The sequence below is a fragment of the Streptomyces sp. NPDC005803 genome, assembly GCF_040630435.1.
GTDB lineage: Bacteria > Actinomycetota > Actinomycetes > Streptomycetales > Streptomycetaceae > Streptomyces.
This window is the reverse complement of the sequence record NZ_JBEXXO010000002.1, coordinates 140,445-157,865: the sequence shown is the minus strand read 5'-3', so window position 1 is coordinate 157,865 and position 17,421 is coordinate 140,445. Positions and strand designations below refer to the sequence as shown.

Here is a 17,421-nt window from a genome sequence, read left to right as displayed (position 1 = left end):
CTGGGGAAACGCGGAGCCCGCGGTGTGGCTGCCCGGCGAAGGACTTCGCGGTACGCGCGAGAAGGCGTGGGGAGGGGGCACCGGCCCTGGGAACCAGGCCAGTGGTGGGCCCTGTCCGATCGAAGAGCGCCTCAGGTCCCCGAGTTACACCTTGGGCGTACGGGTCCGCTCAGCCATCGCCGCCCAGAACCGCCTGAGTTCGCGGCCGGTCATCCCCTGCCAGGGAGCCTTCTTGCGCCGCGCGTCGCGACTTGCGAGCAGCGCCTGCTGCTGTCGGCAGAAGGGCTCGCTCAGTTCGGCTCCCGGTTGCTCTCCCTTTGCTGGATACGGGCACAGCTCGAACTTGCAGTTGCGCTGGCAGCAGATCCCGGGCTCGGCGGTTCCGGGCATGCCCACTGTGCGCTCGGGGTGGAGAGATGTCCGGTCCGTGGACAGGCACGGTGGGAGTGTCGTGCGGTTCGTGCGACGCAGCCGGTCGTCGACCACCAGACCGTCGCGTTCCGTGACGTTGAGCAGCAGAAGGATGTCGGCGAGGAGCTGCTGGGCCCGCGGGTGCAGCGTGCTCCACCCCACCGAGGGCGGAATCCAGAGGCTGTGCCTCCGGCAGAACGTGGCATCTGCGGGATTCGAGCCGATGTTGACGGTGGCTCCCTTCTCATCGATCCAGATGAATCGCTCGGGATGCCGGGTCTCCAGTGCGAGCGCCGCGAGATCCGCGCCCTCGGCGACGAAAGGATGCAATTTCCTTGCTCCGCCGTCTGTCAGCTCGTCCGCGGGCTGATCGGCGGGAGCCTGTTCGCTGCCGGCCATGGAGAGCCAACGCTCCACGGCGCGCAACGGGTCCGTACCGGCGCCGCCATTGCCGTTTCCGGCACCTTCGATCCGGTCGTCGGCTCTGTCCGGCAACTCCCACAGGCAGAGTGCGTGGATGAGGGAGAGTTGGGAATACCAGTAGCGCGCGTGGGTGAGCATGTGCTCGGCGCGCCCGATCAGGTACTCGCGGGCCTCTTCGGAAGTTGCCGGGTGCCGCCTTCTACGGTTCGCCGCGCTCTTGAAGCCTTGCGAGAGAGCGATCTCCAGGGAAATGGGCAGGTCCGCCCGTCCGGTCGCGGGGTTGGGCACCAGGTGCTGCAGCCAGAGATCCATTCTCTCCCGTGCCTGGCTCTGGCGGTCGCTTCCGACCGATCCCACGATCATGGGGACCAGCCAGGCTCTCGTGACGAACTGCCGCCAGATTCGGTCTCTGGGCGACTCCCCGCTTTCCGGCGGGTCCGCTGCGTCCGGATTGCAGATTCTCCTCTCGCGCTTCGAGTTCTCCTCGTACTGTTCGTCTTCGATGGCCTTTTTGTACTGCTTCCAGGGGTCGTACCTGTCGGCGCGCGGATCGTCCTTCTTCGTCGGCCACGGGAAAAGCTTGCGTAGTTCATCGAACGCGGTGGCGCCGCCCGCGCCGATCTCCTGGGCGATGGCCAGTCGCACAGGATAGTAGGGCTCGATCCAACTGATCCTCATCAGGTCGCCATATGCCGGACGCGCCCACTCGTCCGGGCGGTCATTTCTCGCACGGTCGAGTCGGCGAAGTGCCTCACCGAAGCGGTGCACGAGTCTCAGCTTCGCCTCATCCCGCGTCCGCCGGTCCCCACCTTTTATTTCAGGCCATCGTGTCAGGACAGTTCCGGCGATTTCTTCGTGAAGGGAATCATTAATTCGGCCCGTGTCGATCTCGAGCGCTGCGGCGAAGAGATCGAATGCCTTGTCGTCCTGACGATCTTCAGCGGCGGCGAGGAGCAATTTTACCGTGGCCTGCTGGGGGGTGGTATCGCGATGAAGACGAGATCGCATGATAAGGGCGATCAGAAGTTCACGGCCGGGTTCGGCGAGCGCTTTTTTGAGGTCGTCGGAGGAGTGCTGCTGGACAGCGTCAAGGAAGCGGGAACCCAGGCATGCCTGAAGGATACTGTGCGGAAATCTGACCTTATAATTGTGCGCCTCGACCAGTCCGAGTTGCTCACCCTGCGCAGCATAGCGCGCCAGGGTGGTCTGCCAGCACCGATTGTTCTCGTTTTTAGGCAGGTCTGCCACACGCTCCTTGAGCTGACGGAGGATGTGCGCATAGCGACATTCGGCTGCCGGTCGGCACTCCCTTTCGTCAGTGGGCCAGCTGATCAGTTCGTCGAACCTGACTTCCAGCCTGTCATTCAGCAGACCGATGCAAGCCAGTGCCGATACGACATCCACGGTTCTCTTGCGTTGCTCCGAGTCAAGGTCGAACTGGGCGCGGAGATGGCCCTCCACGAGGGCCTTGAGCCAGGAGTTCAGCAGGCTCAGTCGTATTCCCGACCGGTCGCTTCCGCGTATGTCTATGGGCTCCCATCCCTTGTTGTTCTCGAAGTTCTCCAGAAGTTGGTGCTGCCCGAGCTGACGCGCGATCTGCAAATACAGCGGGGACTCCGCGACTGCGGCGGTCTCGACAATCCAGTCGAGTCGCCGACTGTCCACACCGGGGTCTTTCTGTTCCAGGTATATGAACGCGGCCTCCTCGCTGAGGGGCTCGAGATCGATGACGGCCGCCTGCGTTCCTTCGAGCGTGGCGTGCGGACGGGAGGCGATCACGAGCGGGAGCCTTTGCTTGTCCGCCCGCTTGATGGCGCGGCGGATCACGCTGTCCCGGTTTCTCTGCTGCCTGCCGTCGCTGAAGGCCTCCTCCAGCCCGTCGGCGATGACGACGACCTTGTCGTTCATGCAGATCTGTCGCCACACTCGTTCCGCCTGCGCCCTGGAGATCACTCCAGGGTCCACCTCTTCACAGAAGCGCCGCTTGGCCAACTCGCTGAAGTTCAGGTCGACGCCGTCAAGGTCGGCGCCGCGCAGGTGAATCGGAACGGGAATGGCGCCTTTCTCGGCCAGAAGCTGCGTCAGCTGCACGAGAACGGCTGTTTTTCCGCTGCCGATGCTGCCGACGAGCACGTACGGACGTCGGCTGTGACGGTCCCGCAGGGCCTCCGCAATCACCGCGCACAGTTCTTGACGGCCGACGACCTCTTCCATGATGGCCCCTGCCGTGGGGACCAGCTCCTGAGGATTCTTCTTCGCGATCCTGCGGATCGGACGGACGATCTTCCAGTACCGCACCGTGAGAAATATGAGCGTACTCAGCGCCAGAGCAAGGAATGGTGTGGAGAAACTGATGACCGCACTGCAGGATGTGTTTGTGGGACGGCACGTCCGCTCCACATACCCGGCTTTGCCATCGATGATGACGTAGACGGCCAGAGCTATCCAGGACAAGAAAAGGGCTGAGCCGGCGATCGAGAATATCCATACGTAGGTGCCGGGTGTCCATCTTCCGCGCCACTTCCGAGTGGCGGCGCTTTTGCGTCGTGCCTCCCGCCGCACCCGCCTCATCCGTGAAATTCGGCTCACGCTGTATGTCGTTCGAGTCAGGAGGCGCCTGCCCCTGACATAGCGTGGAGCGTTCGGCGGCCGGGACTTCCCCTCAGGATGAAGAATGGCCTGATTCATCGTGCCCGTCCTTCGTCGCTGGCACCCGTGGGCTCAGGAAGAGGACCGCACTCCGGCGGACCAGGATTTTACGATACGTACTACAGCCACCTAAGGGCTGTCCCGTAATCCCTGGCCGGCGCACGACGACAGCTACGGCACCTCGCCGCGTTGTCGGAACGCCCGAATACATCCAGTATGCGGACGCTCCTCCGCCTTGCGATGCACCGCATCTGACGCCGCGTGCTGATCCACCAGGGATTACGGGACAGCCCTTAGCGTCGGCTTACTCCACCAGGCGGATGTAAAACCAGCTTACGCGCCACGGCAAGAGCGCGCTGCGGGAACTCTCGCGCCTCCGGGAGGGAGCGGCGAGTCACCCTTCTCGCCGGTATTCGCGGCTTCTCCTCCCGTTTCGCAGGCGGACCGTGGCTCCGGCCCGGTCGGTCTACGTCCGGGGCTGACTCGGGGCTGACCGAGCAGCCTTGCGACCGGAGGGGTGGTCAGGCGCTCGCGGACGCCCGCGGGCCGACGGTGGGGCGGCGCGGCACCATGTCACTGATGCCGCCGGCAGCGGGACGGGCCAGGGCTGTCAGCGTCGCGTGGTCCGAGGAGAGGGAGCAGGCCGGGTCGGTGCGGGTGGCGTCGCCGGTGAGTGCGAACGCCTGGCACCGGCAGCCGCCGAAGTCCTTGTCCCGTCGGTCGCAACTGCGGCACGGGGAGGGCATCCAGTCCGTACCGCGGTACAGGTTGAATGCTTTCGATTCCTCCCATATCCAGCGCAGGGAGTGGTCCTTGGCATTGACCGGGTCCAGGCCGGGCAAGGTGGCGGCTGCCGGGCACGGCAGGACGGTGCCGTCAGGGGCGACGGTGAGTGAGACGGCCCCCCAGCCGCCCATGCAGGGTTTGGCGACCCCGTCGAAGTAGTCGGGCGTGACCCAGACGAGTTCCAGACGTCCCTCCAGCCGCTCGCGCCATCGGTCGACGGACTCCACCGCGCGGGCGAGCTGGTCGCGGCCGGGCATGAGTGCCTCCCGGTTGAGCAGGCCCCAGCCGTAGAACTGCGTGTTGGCCAGCTCGATCCGGTCCGCGTCCCATTTCAGCGCGAGCTCGACGAGAGCGTCGATGGCGTCCAGGTTGTGCCGGTGCAGCACGACGTTGACGCCGAGGGGCAGCCCGGCCTTGCGGACGAGGGCCGCAGCGGCCTCCTTGGCGGCGAACGCCCGGCTGCCTGCGATCGCATCGGAGGTGGCGGGGTCCGCGTGCTGCACGGACAGCTGGACGCTGCGCAGCCCCGCCGCGATCAGGGAGCGCAGACGGTCCTCGGTGAGGCCCGAGCCGCTGGTGACCAGCTGGGTGTAGATGCCGGACTCCTCCGCACCGGTGACGATGGTCTCCAGGTCCTTGCGGAGCAGCGGTTCGCCGCCGGAGAGGTGGGTCTGCAGGACGCCGAGATCGGCGGCCTGGCGGAAGATGTCCACCCACTGCGGGGCGGTCAGCTCGCGGGAGCGGCGGGTGAGTTCCAAGGGGTTGGAGCAGTAGCCGCAGTGCAGCGGGCAGGCGTGTGTGAGTTCCGCCAGCAGCCCCCACGGGGGTGGGGTCGTCACCGTCATCGGATCCAGCCTTCCCTGTGCAGCCGTTCGATGAACGTGCTCACCTCGGTGTCGACGGGGGCTGCGGGAAAGCGTTCCCGCAGCTCGTCAGCGATGCGGGTCACCGTGCGCGTACCGTCGCACAGTTCGATGATCGATCGGGCGCTGCCCTCGAGCACGACGACGCGTTCCGGCATGAGCAGGACGTCCTTGCCGCGCGTCCGGTCGTGCCTCATGAGGACGGCGGGCGCCCGTCGCGGGCACCAGAGATCGCCGTGGCGGGCGTTCATCCCACGCCTCCCGGCCGGCTGCCGTGCTCGACGCTGTCGAGCAGCGACCACAGCACGTCGCACTTGAAGGCCAGTGCGGACAGCGCGCCGAGCTGGTCGGCCCGGGTCCGCGCCCAGTCGACCACCCAGGACAGTGCCTCGACGCCGTCGCGGCGCCCCTGCGGTACCCGGCTCCGGAAATAGGCGAGCCCCGACTCCTCGATCCATGGGTAGTGGACAGGAAAGGTTTCCAGGCGGGTCAGCATGATGTTCGGCGCGCACAGCTCGGTGAGCGAGGAGGCGACGGCCTCCAGAGGGGGACTGAGCCGGCAGAAGTTCACGTAGCCGTCGACGGCGAACCGCACCCCGGGCAGGACGTTCCTGCCCGACTCCAGGTCGGCCCGGTCCAGGCCGACCGCCTCTCCGAGCCGCAGCCAGCGCTCGATGCCGCCCTCGCCCTCGGCGATACCGTCGTGGTCCTGGATCCGGCGCAGCCACGACCGCCGCATGGCGGGCTCGGGCAGTTTGGCGAGGATCAGGGCGTCCTTCACCGGGATGCTGCGCTGGTAGTGGAAGCGGTTGGCGACCCAGGTGCGCAGCTCTGCCGGGCTGAGGTCACCCCGGTGCATGCGCACGTTGAACGAATGCTTGTCGTGGTAGCGGCTCCGTGCCAGTTCCCGCAGTTCGGACTCGAACGCGGGGGGCGGCAGGGGTGAGTCGTCCGGCCGCGCGACGTGCGCGATTCCGGGTCCGGGCCGTGCGGGTGCTGTCGTCATAGCTCGATCACCATCCCGTCCTGGGCCACTTCGAGCCCACGTCCGGCCAGGACGCCGTGGTGCGGGGCAAGGGGGTCGACCAGGGGGTTCGTATTGTTGAGGTGGGTGTAGAGGCAGCGGGCCGACAGGGGCGCCAGGTGCTCGGCGGTGCCGGCGGGTCCGTCGATGGGCAGGTGGCCCATCGCGGTGGCCGTCCTGGTGGAGATGCCCAGGCGTCGCGGTTCCTGGTCGTCCCAGAACGTTCCGTCGATGAAGACGCAGTCCGCCGCGGCGGCCTCCTTGCCGAACTCCGCAGTCCAGCCGGCGAGCGCGGGCGCGTACAGCGCCGTCCCTCCGCGGCCGGGGTCGTGGAGGCGGGCGGCGGTGACCCAGGAGTCGTCCTCCGGAGCGTCGGCGGCGTAGCGGGGACGCTTGGTGGACAGGGGCACGGCGCAGACTTCGATCCCCGCGATCACCGCCGGGCTCTGACCCGGCGGCGGCAGGTTCCGCCAGGTAAGGGTGGTGTACGGCGTCAGAACGGTGTCCAGCGCGAGGCGTTCGCGCAGAGCCCGGCGTACCGGTGCGGTGGCGTAGATCTCCACGTTCCGCGCCTCGCGCAGCCGCAGCAGGCCCAGCGTGTGGTCGAGCTCCGCGTCAGTGAGCAGGACCCGGATCACAGGGGTGCGTTCCTCGCCCGCTCCGGGACGCAGCCGGGGGTGCGCCTCCAGATGGTCGGTGATGTCCGGGCCCGCGTTGACGAGGAACCAGGACGACGGATCCTGGCCGAGGACGGCAAGCGAGTCATGGCTGCGGCGACGGTCGGGGTGGGCGCGTGCCCCGGTGCAGCCGGGGCACGCGCAGTTCCACTGGGGAACCCCTCCACCCGCTGCCGTGCCCAGAGTGAGCAGCAGCATCGGGCTTCTTCTAGAGGTCGTTGAGGTAGTAGGCGGTGACTTCCATGCCGGTTTCGATGACGGTGAAGTCCGGTGTGACCCAGGCGTCGGCGGTGGGTGCGGTGAGGGTCTGCTGGTCGGGGGTGAGGGGGGAGTCGAGCATGGCGGGTGTCCCTTCGGCGAGGCGGAAGCGGGGTGCCGGGGTATCGGCGGGGGAGGCCCGGACCGGGCTTGCGCAGGGGGCGTGTGGCCGGCTGCGCATCGGGTGCGGTGTATCTCGGAGCGTGCTGCGACGAGCCATCTCTCGACCACTGAGCGGTTTTGGTGGCCCGTCAGGTGGATTGCCTCATACGTTATGCAGGCGCTCGGCCGGGAGCAAGAGGGAGGGTGCCACTGATTTCGCCTGCTGTTGCGTGCTTGCCGGCATGCCGATGGCACGGCGGCACAGCCGTGCCATCGGCATGCCAGGCCGCATCCGGTGCTACTTGCAGAAGGGCTTCATGCCCGCTGCGGACTGGATGCCGCCCGTGATGAGCTTCTGGAACTCGGCCGCTCCCGCGAAGGAGCCGTCAGTGGTGAATTCCTTCGCGTCGTGGCCCAGCGTGGTGACCCAGGAGCGGCCGCCGTCGTAGTACTGGCACCAGGCCACCGGGTGGTTGTCACCGTGGCCGGGGTGGTTGTAGTTTCCGGCCACTCCCTTGGTCAGGGTGCTCTCGTCCACCTCGGCCAGGACCCGGACCCTGGTGGGAGCGGGGACCAGGTTGTACCACTCGTCGGTGAAGTTCCACCGGGTCGGCAACTCCTTGGTGGAGACGTCCCTGCGCTCCACCGTCTGCACGGTGCCGGGCTGGTTGGCTCCGTGGTCGTAGAAGTTGGCGTTGCCCAGCAGGCCCTCGTACCAAGGCCAGTTGTACTCGGTTCCGAAGGCGTTGTGGATGCCGACGAAGCCGCCACCGCCGCGGACGTACTGGCGCAGCGAGGTCTGGGCGGCGTCATCCAGCGCGTCGCGGCTGGTGGAGAAGAAGACCACCGCGTTGTACTTGAACAGTGTGTTCGGGGAAGCGAGTTGGGTGACGTCCTCGGTGTAGTCGACCTGGAAGCCGCCCTGCTCGCCCAGCTTGAGCATGGCCTTCTGGACCACGTTCGCGTCGGTGACCGGGGGGTTCAGCCCGGTCGCCAGCGCGGGACCGAGGTTGGCGTGCCGGGGCCCCGCCGTGTGGGTGTACAGCAGGACCCTGTACCCCTTGGCCGGGTCGAAGTTGCCCCAGTCGTGGTAGCAGTCAGGGTCCAGGCCGCGGCAGACCCCGTAGTCCGGGTCGCCCAGCTCCTCGGCCCCGGTGCCGATCCGCCCGTGGGCGAAACTGAGGGTGCCGGTGGCGATGAGCGCCACGACCATGGCGATCGTCGCCCCCAATGTGGCGAGCACGGCCGAGCGAGTGCTCAGCGCTCTCGCTCGGAGGGTTCTTCCTGGCATGGGTGTGCTTCCTTCTGTTGTCGATGGCGCGCCGGAGCGGCGCCGGGCGAAAGGGAGGGGGCCTGCGGGCGGGCGGTGAGCCGCCCGGCCGTGGCGGCCGCCGCGCAGGAGGGGCGGGGCACGCCGGGCATGGCCTGGCCGGACGGGGTGAATGCGCCCGTACGTCCGCGTGCGGCGTCGCGGCCGAAAGGTGGGGCATGCGGGCGGCGTCCGGGGTGATGGCGGACGGGGCATGCGGATGGAGCGGACTCGTCCCGCGTGGTGCGGCCGGGGGAGTGCGAGGTCAGGAGACGACGATCTTGCCCGTGCTCTGGGGGGAGACCGGGTCGTTGTAGAAGAACTCGCCCGCCGTGTCGAAGGTGTGCGTGTACGAGTCCCCGGGCATCAGCAGGCCGGTGTCGAACTCGGCCTCGAAGAAGGCGGCAGCGCCGTGGGCGGTCTTGTTGGTCGCGGGGTTGGTGAACGTCACCGTGGTACCGCGTTCGATGACGAGATGCTGCGGTGACATGGCGTTCTGCGAGACGAGGTTCTCGGTGGCGCCCGGGGCGCCCTTGGCGTTGTCCCAGACGCGGCCCAGCGTGACGGTGTTGCCCGCCGCGCTGCCGGTGACCGCCGCGGCCCGGATCTGGTTGCGCTTGGAGGGAGGTACGGGCGCGGGCGCGGGCCCGACCTTCCCGCCGACCTTGAAGGCCCACAGGTGGTCGCCGCGCGGGATGTCCGGGTAGGGCAGACCGTTTCCTCCGGCCAGCACCGCCACGTACTGCTCGCCGTCGATCTCGTACGTCATCGGGCTCGTGTTGACGCCGGCGCCGCACTGCCAGGTCCACAACTCCTTGCCGTTCGCGTCGTCCATGGCGGTCAGGACACCGTCGGGGCGCCCCTGGAAGAGCACCCCGCCCGCGGTGCTGAGCACGCCGTTCCCGTGGGCGAGCGACCAGTCACCCTCCTGCCGCCAGGAGACGGTGTTGGTGCGGGGGTCCACTGCGGCGACTCCGCCGGCGAAGTACTCACCGAGGGGGCGCGCGGTGTTGACCCGGCCGCCATGGGTGTTGGAGTAGGCGGAGTTGATCAGCCCGTATCCCACGTACACCAGCCCGGTGCGGTGGCTGAAGGACGGGGAGGACCAGTCCGCACCGCCGCCCGCGCCCGGATACAGGATGGTCGGCCGGTCCCAGTGCACCTCGAAGAGGCCGCCGGTGGCGTAGAACGGGACCGGCCGGGTGGCCTTGTCGATGCGCGGTTCCGTCTCGACGAAGGGCTCGCCGCCGGGAAAGGGCTGGGTGGGGGCGGTCTTCTGCGCCGCGTGCTGCGGTACGGGGCGCTCCTCCATGCCGTGCACCGGGTCTCCGCTGGCACGGTCCAGGATGTAGTACATCCCGGTCTTGCTTCCGTAGACGACGACCTTGCGCTTGCGTCCCTCGATCTGGATGTCCGCGAGCACGGGCGACATCACACCGTCGTAATCCCAGATGTCGTGGTGCACGGACTGGAAGTGCCAGCGCCGCTTCCCCGTCTTGGCGTCGATGGCCACCAGGCAGTTGGCGAAGAGGTTGTCGCCGCCCCGGGTGGATCCGTCGGTGCGGGGGTAGGGGTTGCCGAACGTCCAGTAGACCAGGCCCAGTTCGGGGTCGACCGCAGGGTGGATCCAGCAGACCGCGCCCCCGGTCTTCCAGGTGTCGCCTTCCCAGGTGTCGTGGCCGAACTCGCCGGGGCCGGGTGTGCCCCAGAACGTCCAGACGACTTCGCCGGTCGCGGCGTTCAAGGCGTAGCCGCGGCCGCGGGCGCCGGCGGTGCTGCCCTGGGTGCCGACGTAGATCATGCCGTCCCAGTAGACGACCGCGCCGGCCAGGCTGCCCTTGCTGCCGCCGCACTGGCCGCTGGCCGGGTCGCAGCCGGGATCGCCCTGGTCCTCGATGAGCATTTCCCGGGTCCACACGACGGCGCCGGTGCGTTGGTCCAGGGCGTAGATGATGTTGGCACCGGAGATGGTGAAGGCGAGTCCCTGGCCGAGGGCCACCCCGCGCATGTTGGTCGTCTCGCTGCCGACGTTCGTCTTCCATTTGACGGCGCCGGTACGCCCGTTGACGGCGAAGATGTTCTGCTGGGTGGTGGCGATGTACAGGACGCCGTCCTGGGCCACGACGGCGCATTGCTGGGCGCGGCCGGTGTCGCCGCCCTCCAGGTTGATGTGCCAGGCGCCGCCGAGCTGCCTCACGTTGCGCGGGGTGATCTTCTTGAGGGCTGAGTAGTTCTGGTTGGCCAGGTTGCCGCCGGCCTTGGGGAAGTCGCGGTCCGTCGGCTTGAACGCCTGTTTCGGGACGGGCAGGGCCAGCGTTCCGCTGTGCGGTTCGGCCGCATGGGCGGGCGAGTTGAGGAGCGCGACGGCCGTGGTGGTGCCGGCCGCCGCACTGGCGATGAAACTGCGTCTGTCCATGAACCCTCTTTCGTGACGTGCCCCTGCCGAGTCCGGGTCCACCTGGTGGTCCGGTTGGAGGTGAGGGGGGAGAGAGAGCGGGGAAGCGGATCATGGTCCGCTGTGCGGTTTGTATGACCCGCACGATGGTCCCCGAGAAGTGGTTCCATACGTTAAGGACACCGCAGTTGCGTGACAAGGGTTATGACGCGGATTCCTCGGCGGAGGCCGGATCCACAGGCTTGAGCCGGGCCGGGAGAACGGAACGGGGGATGGGGCCCTTGTTCCGGCGGCCCTGGCCTGTCTCCTCCCACGCGTGGGCCAGGATGCCGACCGACCGGCTCAGCACGAACAGGCCCCTGGCCAGCGGCGCGGGAAAGCCCAGCTCGCCGTAGATGACGGCCGTGGCGCCGTCGATGTTCATCGGTACGGGGCGGGCACCGGCACGACGCTCGCGCAGAGCGCGTTCGACCGCGAGAGCCGCCTGGAGATGGTCGCCCGCGACGACCCCGGCGGCGACAGCCTCCTCGGTCAGCCGCAGGAGGGGATCGCGGCGCGGGTCGACCGGATGGAAACGGTGGCCGAACCCGGGCAGGTAGCGGGATCGGGCCTGCCACAGCGTCATGACCTCACGAGCGGCAGCGTCCCAGTGCGCACCGGCCAGGTGGAGTGCGCGAATCTCCTCCAGCATCTGGACACACTGCTGGCCCGCACCGCCGTGGACGTCGCCAAGCATGTTGACGCCGGTCGCGATCGCGTTGTTGAGGCCCACGCCGCAGGTCGCGGCCATCCGGGCGGCGGCGATCGAGGGTGCCTGCGGCCCGTGGTCCACCCCTGCCACGAGCGCCGCTTCCAGCAGGGCGGACTGTCCGGGGGAGGGGAGGTCGCCGCGCAGCAGCAGCCAGATCATGTCCACCAGACCGACCGAACCGATCAGGTCCTGTACCGGCCGGTCCCGCAGCTCGATGGATCCGGGTTCGATGTGGCTGACGGCGGTGGCCCACCACTGTGCGGCTTCGTCGTGCGCTGACAGGGACGTACTCACGAGCCCGTCACCTCCTTCGTGGCGGTCGAGGACCAGCGCGAGGCGAGCTGCTCGCGCTCGTAGTTGTGCTCGCCCAGCAGCGGTGGCGGCGTACGGGGCAGGAACGGTTCGCCGTCGAAGAGCACCCCGCTGCCGAGCACGGGCAGGGCTGCGCCCGACCCGTCGGGCCTTCGCAGCTCGGTGACGAAGCCCCGGTGCCGCAGCTGTGGCTGGGACAAGGCCTGCGGGACCGTGAGCACCCGGGCCGCAGGCACCCCGGCGGGTGTCAGTACCTGCTCCCACTCGGCTGCGGAGCGCTGCGAAAGCGCCTCGTTCAGAGCGGAGTTGAGCTCCTCGCGGTGTGCCTTGCGCCCCTCGCGTTCGGCGAACCGGGGGTCCGTGACGAGTTCCGGGGCGCCGACCAGCCGGCACAGGGTCTCGAACTGTCGCTGCTGGTTGGCCGCGATGTTGAGCGGGCCGTCCTTGGTGCGGAACGTTCCCGAAGGCGCGGCGGTGGCGTTCTGGTCTCCCATCGGCTCCGGGGGAACACCGCTCACCAGATAGTTCGAGACGGCCCAGCCCATGGCCGACAGGGACGTCTCCAGCATGGAGACGTCCAGCCGGCTGCCCTGTCCGGTACGTTCCCGGTGCAGAAGGGCGGCGCTGACCGCGAGGGCCGCGGACAGTCCGCCAGTCGTGTCGCACACGGGGAAGCCCACCCGCAGCGGGGCGGTGTCGACGGTCCCGGTGACGCTCATCATCCCGGAGAGCCCCTGGATGATCTGGTCATAGGCGGGCGCGTCGCTCATCGGCCCGGTCTGTCCGAAACCCGAGATGGAACAGCAGACCAGGCGCGGATTGATCTGGTCGAGCCGCTCCTGGTCGTAGCCCATCCGGGACAGCACGCCGGCGCGGAAGTTCTCCAGGAGGACGTCGGCGCCGCTCAGCATCTCCTCGAAGACCTGGCGGTCCGCCGGATCCTTGAGATCGAGTTCCACGGACTTCTTGCCCGCGTTCTGCGCCAGGAAGGAAGCACCCATCCCGGCGCGGTTGAGATCGGCGTCGGGGCCGAGGCTGCGGGCCAGATCGCCCTGTCCCGGGCGCTCGATCTTGATGACCTCCGCCCCCAGGAGCATGAGGTGGTAACTGCAGTAGGGGCCTGCCAGAACGTTCGTCAGGTCCAGCACTCTTATGTCGTCGAGAGGTCGCGCATCCATGGGTGGTGTCTCCTCACGCGGCGCCGGTGACCGGCGCCGCAGTCCGGCACGGTTGTCAGCCCCGAGGTCCCAGGGGATGGTCGAATCCCTGGGTCATGATCTGTCCAGCCACCTGTTTGAGGTCCTGGACGAAGTCCTCGACCGAGTTCTGGGTGATGCGCGCGGTGGGCCCGCTCAGGGAGAGTGCGGCCACCACCACTCCCGACGAGGTGGTGAGCGGCACGGCGACAGCGGTGAGGCCGACGTCGCGCTCGCCCTGGCTGAGGGCGTATCCCTGCTGTGCGGCCTGGTCGATCCATTCCCGAAGCTGCTCCACGTGAGGTGTGCCGTGCGGTGAGGCCGCCGCGATCCGCTGCAGCAGGGCGTCGCTCGCGCCGGCCAGCAGCACCTTGGACGAGGCGCCCGCCCACAGCGGGAGCTCGTCGCCCACTCGCACCACGTGGCGCAGCGGCTGGGGGCTCTCCTGCTGTGCGACGCAGACGCGGTGGATGTCGCGCCGGATCATCACGTTCGCCGTCTCGCCACGCCGGTCTGCCAGCGCCCTCAGTGCCTTCGTCGTCTCCGGCGGCAGCTCCCAGCTGCCCTGGGCGAGGTGAGCCCAGCGCCAGAGCCCCGGGCCCGCGGTGTAGCCCGCGTCGGTGGACCACAGCAGTCCGTAGCTCTCCAGGGTCTGCACGAGCCGGACCACGGTCGTCTTCGCCAGCCCGGTCGCCTCCACGATCGTTCTGAGGGAGACGACGGGCTGGTCCTCGGTCAGCAGCGACATGATGTCCAGGGCCCGGCGCACACTGCGTACGCCGTTCTGTCCTTGATCGGAATCCATGCTTTCTCCTTCGTAGGGCCTGTGCCGACAGTGTGGCCAGGAGCAGGGAGGGCCGGGGTGCTCATGGGGGCACTCGCGCCGAATCGGCGGGAAACCTCAGGATTCAACTTCTTTCGCCCGGGCTATTGCCAACCCCAACCGGCGCCCGTACGTTACACGCCAGTCCACAAGGCGGTCTACGAAAACCGCTAGATGGCTTATCTGGAGACGTGATGCTGGAAGCCCTCCTCAAGTCCATTGCCGACGCAGAAGTCGTTGACGCCCTTCCCTTCCTTGCCGGCGCGTGGTCGGGTGACGGCCCTTGGGCCGAGCGGGCCGGCCCTTATGTGCGACGGACCGTCAGCCGGGCTCCCACCGCACTACCGGCCGAGATCGACCAGGCCGTGGCAGACGCCCGTAGTTACGCGCCCCAGGTCGCCTCGCTCGCCCCGGCGGCGCGGGCCGCGATCCTGCAGCGCGCCTCAGCCGCCGCGTTGGCCCACCGCGATCAACTGGCCACACTGCTCGCTCTGGAGCTGGGCAAGCCGCTCAAAGACAGCCGCATCGAGATCGAGCGGGTCGCCTCCACCTTCGAGGTCTGCGCGGCCGAGGCTCGCCGCATCGACGGAGAGACCCTGCCGGTCGCGGGCTGGGACACCGGAGTCGGCAACAGTGCCTTCACCTACCGCGCTCCCGCCGGCGTCGCCCTTGCCATCACCCCGTTCAACGCCCCGGCCAATCTCCTGGCGCACAAGCTCGGCGCCTCCTTCGCCGCCGGCAACACCACGCTGGTGAAGGCGCCGCCGCAGGCCCCAGCCATCTCGGCGGCCGTGGTGGCCCTGCTGCTGGACAGCGGAATGCCCTACCAGGCAGTCCAGTTGCTGCACGGAGGGGGTGACGTGGGTGCCGCACTGTGCGCGGCCACAGAGGTCGACGTCATCAGCTTCACCGGCAGCGCCGCCACCGGCGCGGCCGTCGCCCGTGCCGCCGGCGCCAAGCGGCTCGCCCTCGAACTCGGCGGCAACGCGGCCACCATCATCTGCGAGGACGCCGACATCGAGGCCGCGGCCAAGGCGGCGGCCCGCACCGGATACAGCAACTCCGGGCAGAGCTGCATCTCCGTCCAGCGGGTCTACGTCCACCGCAGTCTGTACACGGACTTCCTGGACGCGTTTGCCGCAGCCGTCGACAAGCTGGTCATCGGCGACCCCATGGACCCGGCCACCGACATCGGCTCCATGGTCGACGACGACGCGGCGGACCGGGTGGTCCGCTGGTCGGCCGAAGCCGCTGAACTGGGAGCCACCGTGCTGCGGGGCGGAACCCGCAACGGGGCCACGGCAACCCCGACCATCATCGCCGGCCCACCCGCCCACGCCTCGGTCGTCGCCCATGAGGTCTTCGGCGCGCTCGTCGCCGTGATGCCCTACGACGACTTCGACACGGTCCTCGGCGAGTGCAACGCCAGCCGCTACGGGCTGCAGGCCGGTCTCTTCACCCACGACATCAAGCGCATCTTCACCGCCTGGCGCCGCCTGGAAGTGGGCGGACTCATCGTCAACGGAACGTCGAACTTCCGCCTCGACCACATCCCGTTCGGCGGCGTGAAGGACTCCGGATTCGGACGCGAGTCGCCGCGCTGGCTCATCGACGACTACACGGTCGTCAAGACCCTCATGCTCCGCGGCCTGTCCATCTGGGGCGAACGCCACGACCTCACGAAAGAGAACCAGTGACCACCGTTACCGCCGCTGAAGCCCTCGTCACGCAACTGGAATCGTACGGCGTCGAGTACGTCTTCGGCACCTGCGGGCACACCAACATCGCGCTCCTCGACGCACTCGGGCCCAGCCCCATCCACTTCGTCATCGCCCGGCACGAGCAGGCCGCGGCCCACGCCGCCGACGGCTACGCCCGCGCCTCGGGCAAGCCCGGCGTCCTGCTCACCCACGTCGGCCCCGGCATGATGAACGCGGTCACCGGTGTCGCCACGGCCGCCATGGACTCCGTCCCGCTCGTGGTCATCTCCGGCGACATCCCCTCCTACTACTACGGCCGCCACCCGCACCAGGAGGTCAACCTCCACGCGGACGCCGACCAGACCGCGATCTACCGGCCGTTCTGCAAGCGCGCCTGGCCCGTCCAGCGCACCTTCGACCTCCACCGCACCGTGGAGCGCGCATTCTGGACCGCGACCTCGGGCCGGCCCGGCGCCGTCCTCGTCAACGTGCCCATGGACCTCTTCTCGCGGCAGGTCGAGCCGTACGCCCCCGGATCGCACGCGATACCCGACAGCGCCCTTCCCGGCCTCGCCGAGGACACCGCCACCCGCATCGCCCAGGCACTGCTGGACGCCGAGCGCCCCCTCATCTACTTCGGCGGCGGCCTGCGCGCCCCCGAGGCCAAGCAGGCCCTGCTCACCCTCGCCGAGCACCTCGACATCCCCCTCGCCCACTCACTGATGGGCAAGGGCGCCCTTCCCGACCGGCACCCGCTGCTGCTCGGCATGCCCGGCTTCTGGGGCCTGGACTCCACCCACGCCCACACCAAGGACGCCGACCTGGTGCTGGCCCTCGCCACCCGCTTCGCGGAGACCGACGCGAGCTCCTGGGACCCCGCCTACACCTGGAACTTCCCGCCCAGCAAGCTCATCCAGATCGACATCGACCCCGCCGAGATCGGCCGCAACTACCCGGTCGAGATCGGGGCCGTCGCCGACGTCGGCCACTCCGTGCGCGCCATCGAGGCAGCCGTCCGGAGGCTGCGACCTGAGCCCCTGACCCGTCCGGGACTCCGCGAGACCATCGCCGTCAGCAGGGCCGAACTCTTCGACCTGGCAACGGAGAACGGAGCGAGCGACAACTTTCCGCTGCGCCCCCAGCGCATCCTCGCCGATCTCCGAGCCTGCCTCCCCGCCGACGCGATCCTGGTCACCGACGTCGGCTGGAACAAGAACGGCGTCGCCCAGTCCTACGACCTGCCGCCCGAGGGCAGGTTCATCACCCCCGGCGGTGCGTCGACCATGGGCTTCGGCCCCGCCGCAGCGGTCGGTGTCCAGATGGCGCAGCCGCAGCGCACCGTGGTCGCCCTCATCGGCGACGGCGGGATGAGCGCGCAGCTCCCGGCCGTGCCGATGGCGGTGGAACAGGGCCTGCCGGTCATCTTCGCCGTCATGAACAACCGCGCCCACGGCACCATCTCCGACCTCCAGCGCTCGAACTACGGCCGGGGATACGGATGCGACTTCACCGGCCCGGACGGCAAGCCCTACAGTCCCGACTTCGCCGCCTACGGAAGGTCCTGCGGCGCCGACGGCTACGAGGTGACCTCTGCCGAGGAACTGGCGAAGGTACTCGCCACCGCGGTGGAGCGACGCCGGCCCGCGGTCATCGACATCCCCATGGTCAACGAGCCGGTTCCCACACCCGGCCACTGGAACATCAACGACATCTACCACGGCAACTTCCCCGACGAAGGATGA

13 protein-coding genes are annotated in these 17,421 nt (G+C 68.7%); 2 read left to right on the top strand and 11 right to left on the bottom strand.

The window, feature by feature from the left end; genetic code table 11:
• Window positions 1-144 precede the first annotated feature (144 nt).
• The 11 genes from ABZ454_RS03375 to ABZ454_RS03325 form a co-directional block, all read right to left on the bottom strand.
• Window positions 145-3,132 (bottom strand): NACHT domain-containing protein, encoded by a 2,988-nt coding sequence (locus ABZ454_RS03375; RefSeq protein WP_359535869.1) that lies wholly within the window; start codon window positions 3,130-3,132, stop codon window positions 145-147.
• 872 nt (window positions 3,133-4,004) lie between these two features.
• Window positions 4,005-5,114 carry a pyrroloquinoline quinone biosynthesis protein PqqE gene (pqqE, locus tag ABZ454_RS03370; RefSeq protein ID WP_359535868.1) on the bottom strand — a complete coding sequence of 370 codons (1,110 nt, stop codon included), beginning with the start codon at window positions 5,112-5,114 and terminating at the stop codon, window positions 4,005-4,007.
• Entirely contained in the window at window positions 5,111-5,383 is a 273-nt protein-coding gene (pqqD, locus tag ABZ454_RS03365) for a pyrroloquinoline quinone biosynthesis peptide chaperone PqqD (protein ID WP_359535867.1), read from the bottom strand. The genes pqqE and pqqD overlap by 4 nt, the downstream gene beginning before the upstream one ends.
• Window positions 5,380-6,138 (bottom strand): pyrroloquinoline-quinone synthase PqqC, encoded by a 759-nt coding sequence (gene pqqC, locus ABZ454_RS03360; RefSeq protein ID WP_359535866.1) that lies wholly within the window; start codon window positions 6,136-6,138, stop codon window positions 5,380-5,382. The genes pqqD and pqqC overlap by 4 nt, the downstream gene beginning before the upstream one ends.
• Complete coding sequence (locus ABZ454_RS03355; protein ID WP_359535865.1) at window positions 6,135-7,031, bottom strand: MBL fold metallo-hydrolase; 897 nt, start codon at window positions 7,029-7,031, stop codon at window positions 6,135-6,137. Before ABZ454_RS03355 ends, pqqC begins: the two co-directional genes overlap by 4 nt.
• Window positions 7,032-7,041: 10 nt before the next feature.
• Complete coding sequence (gene pqqA, locus ABZ454_RS03350) at window positions 7,042-7,173, bottom strand: pyrroloquinoline quinone precursor peptide PqqA (RefSeq protein WP_356314785.1); 132 nt, start codon at window positions 7,171-7,173, stop codon at window positions 7,042-7,044.
• 318 nt (window positions 7,174-7,491) lie between these two features.
• Window positions 7,492-8,484, bottom strand: a complete 993-nt coding sequence (locus ABZ454_RS03345; RefSeq protein ID WP_359535864.1) for a ThuA domain-containing protein — start codon at window positions 8,482-8,484, stop codon at window positions 7,492-7,494.
• A 283-nt stretch (window positions 8,485-8,767) separates the two neighbouring features.
• A complete protein-coding gene (locus tag ABZ454_RS03340) occupies window positions 8,768-10,918 on the bottom strand; it encodes a PQQ-binding-like beta-propeller repeat protein (protein WP_359535863.1) in 2,151 nt (716 codons plus the stop codon).
• 181 nt (window positions 10,919-11,099) lie between these two features.
• Entirely contained in the window at window positions 11,100-11,942 is an 843-nt protein-coding gene (locus tag ABZ454_RS03335; protein WP_359535862.1) for a citryl-CoA lyase, read from the bottom strand.
• Entirely contained in the window at window positions 11,939-13,138 is a 1,200-nt protein-coding gene (locus ABZ454_RS03330) for a CoA transferase (protein ID WP_359535861.1), read from the bottom strand. Before ABZ454_RS03330 ends, ABZ454_RS03335 begins: the two co-directional genes overlap by 4 nt.
• 55 nt (window positions 13,139-13,193) lie before the next feature.
• A complete protein-coding gene (locus ABZ454_RS03325) occupies window positions 13,194-13,961 on the bottom strand; it encodes an IclR family transcriptional regulator (protein ID WP_356314770.1) in 768 nt (255 codons plus the stop codon).
• Between the two features lie 212 nt (window positions 13,962-14,173).
• On the opposite strand from ABZ454_RS03325, the gene ABZ454_RS03320 reads away from it, so the two are divergent.
• The gene (locus ABZ454_RS03320; RefSeq protein ID WP_359535860.1) at window positions 14,174-15,676 is read left to right on the top strand and encodes an aldehyde dehydrogenase family protein; all 1,503 of its coding nucleotides are present in this window, start codon (window positions 14,174-14,176) and stop codon (window positions 15,674-15,676) included.
• A complete protein-coding gene (locus ABZ454_RS03315; protein WP_359535859.1) occupies window positions 15,673-17,421 on the top strand; it encodes a thiamine pyrophosphate-binding protein in 1,749 nt (582 codons plus the stop codon). Before ABZ454_RS03320 ends, ABZ454_RS03315 begins: the two co-directional genes overlap by 4 nt.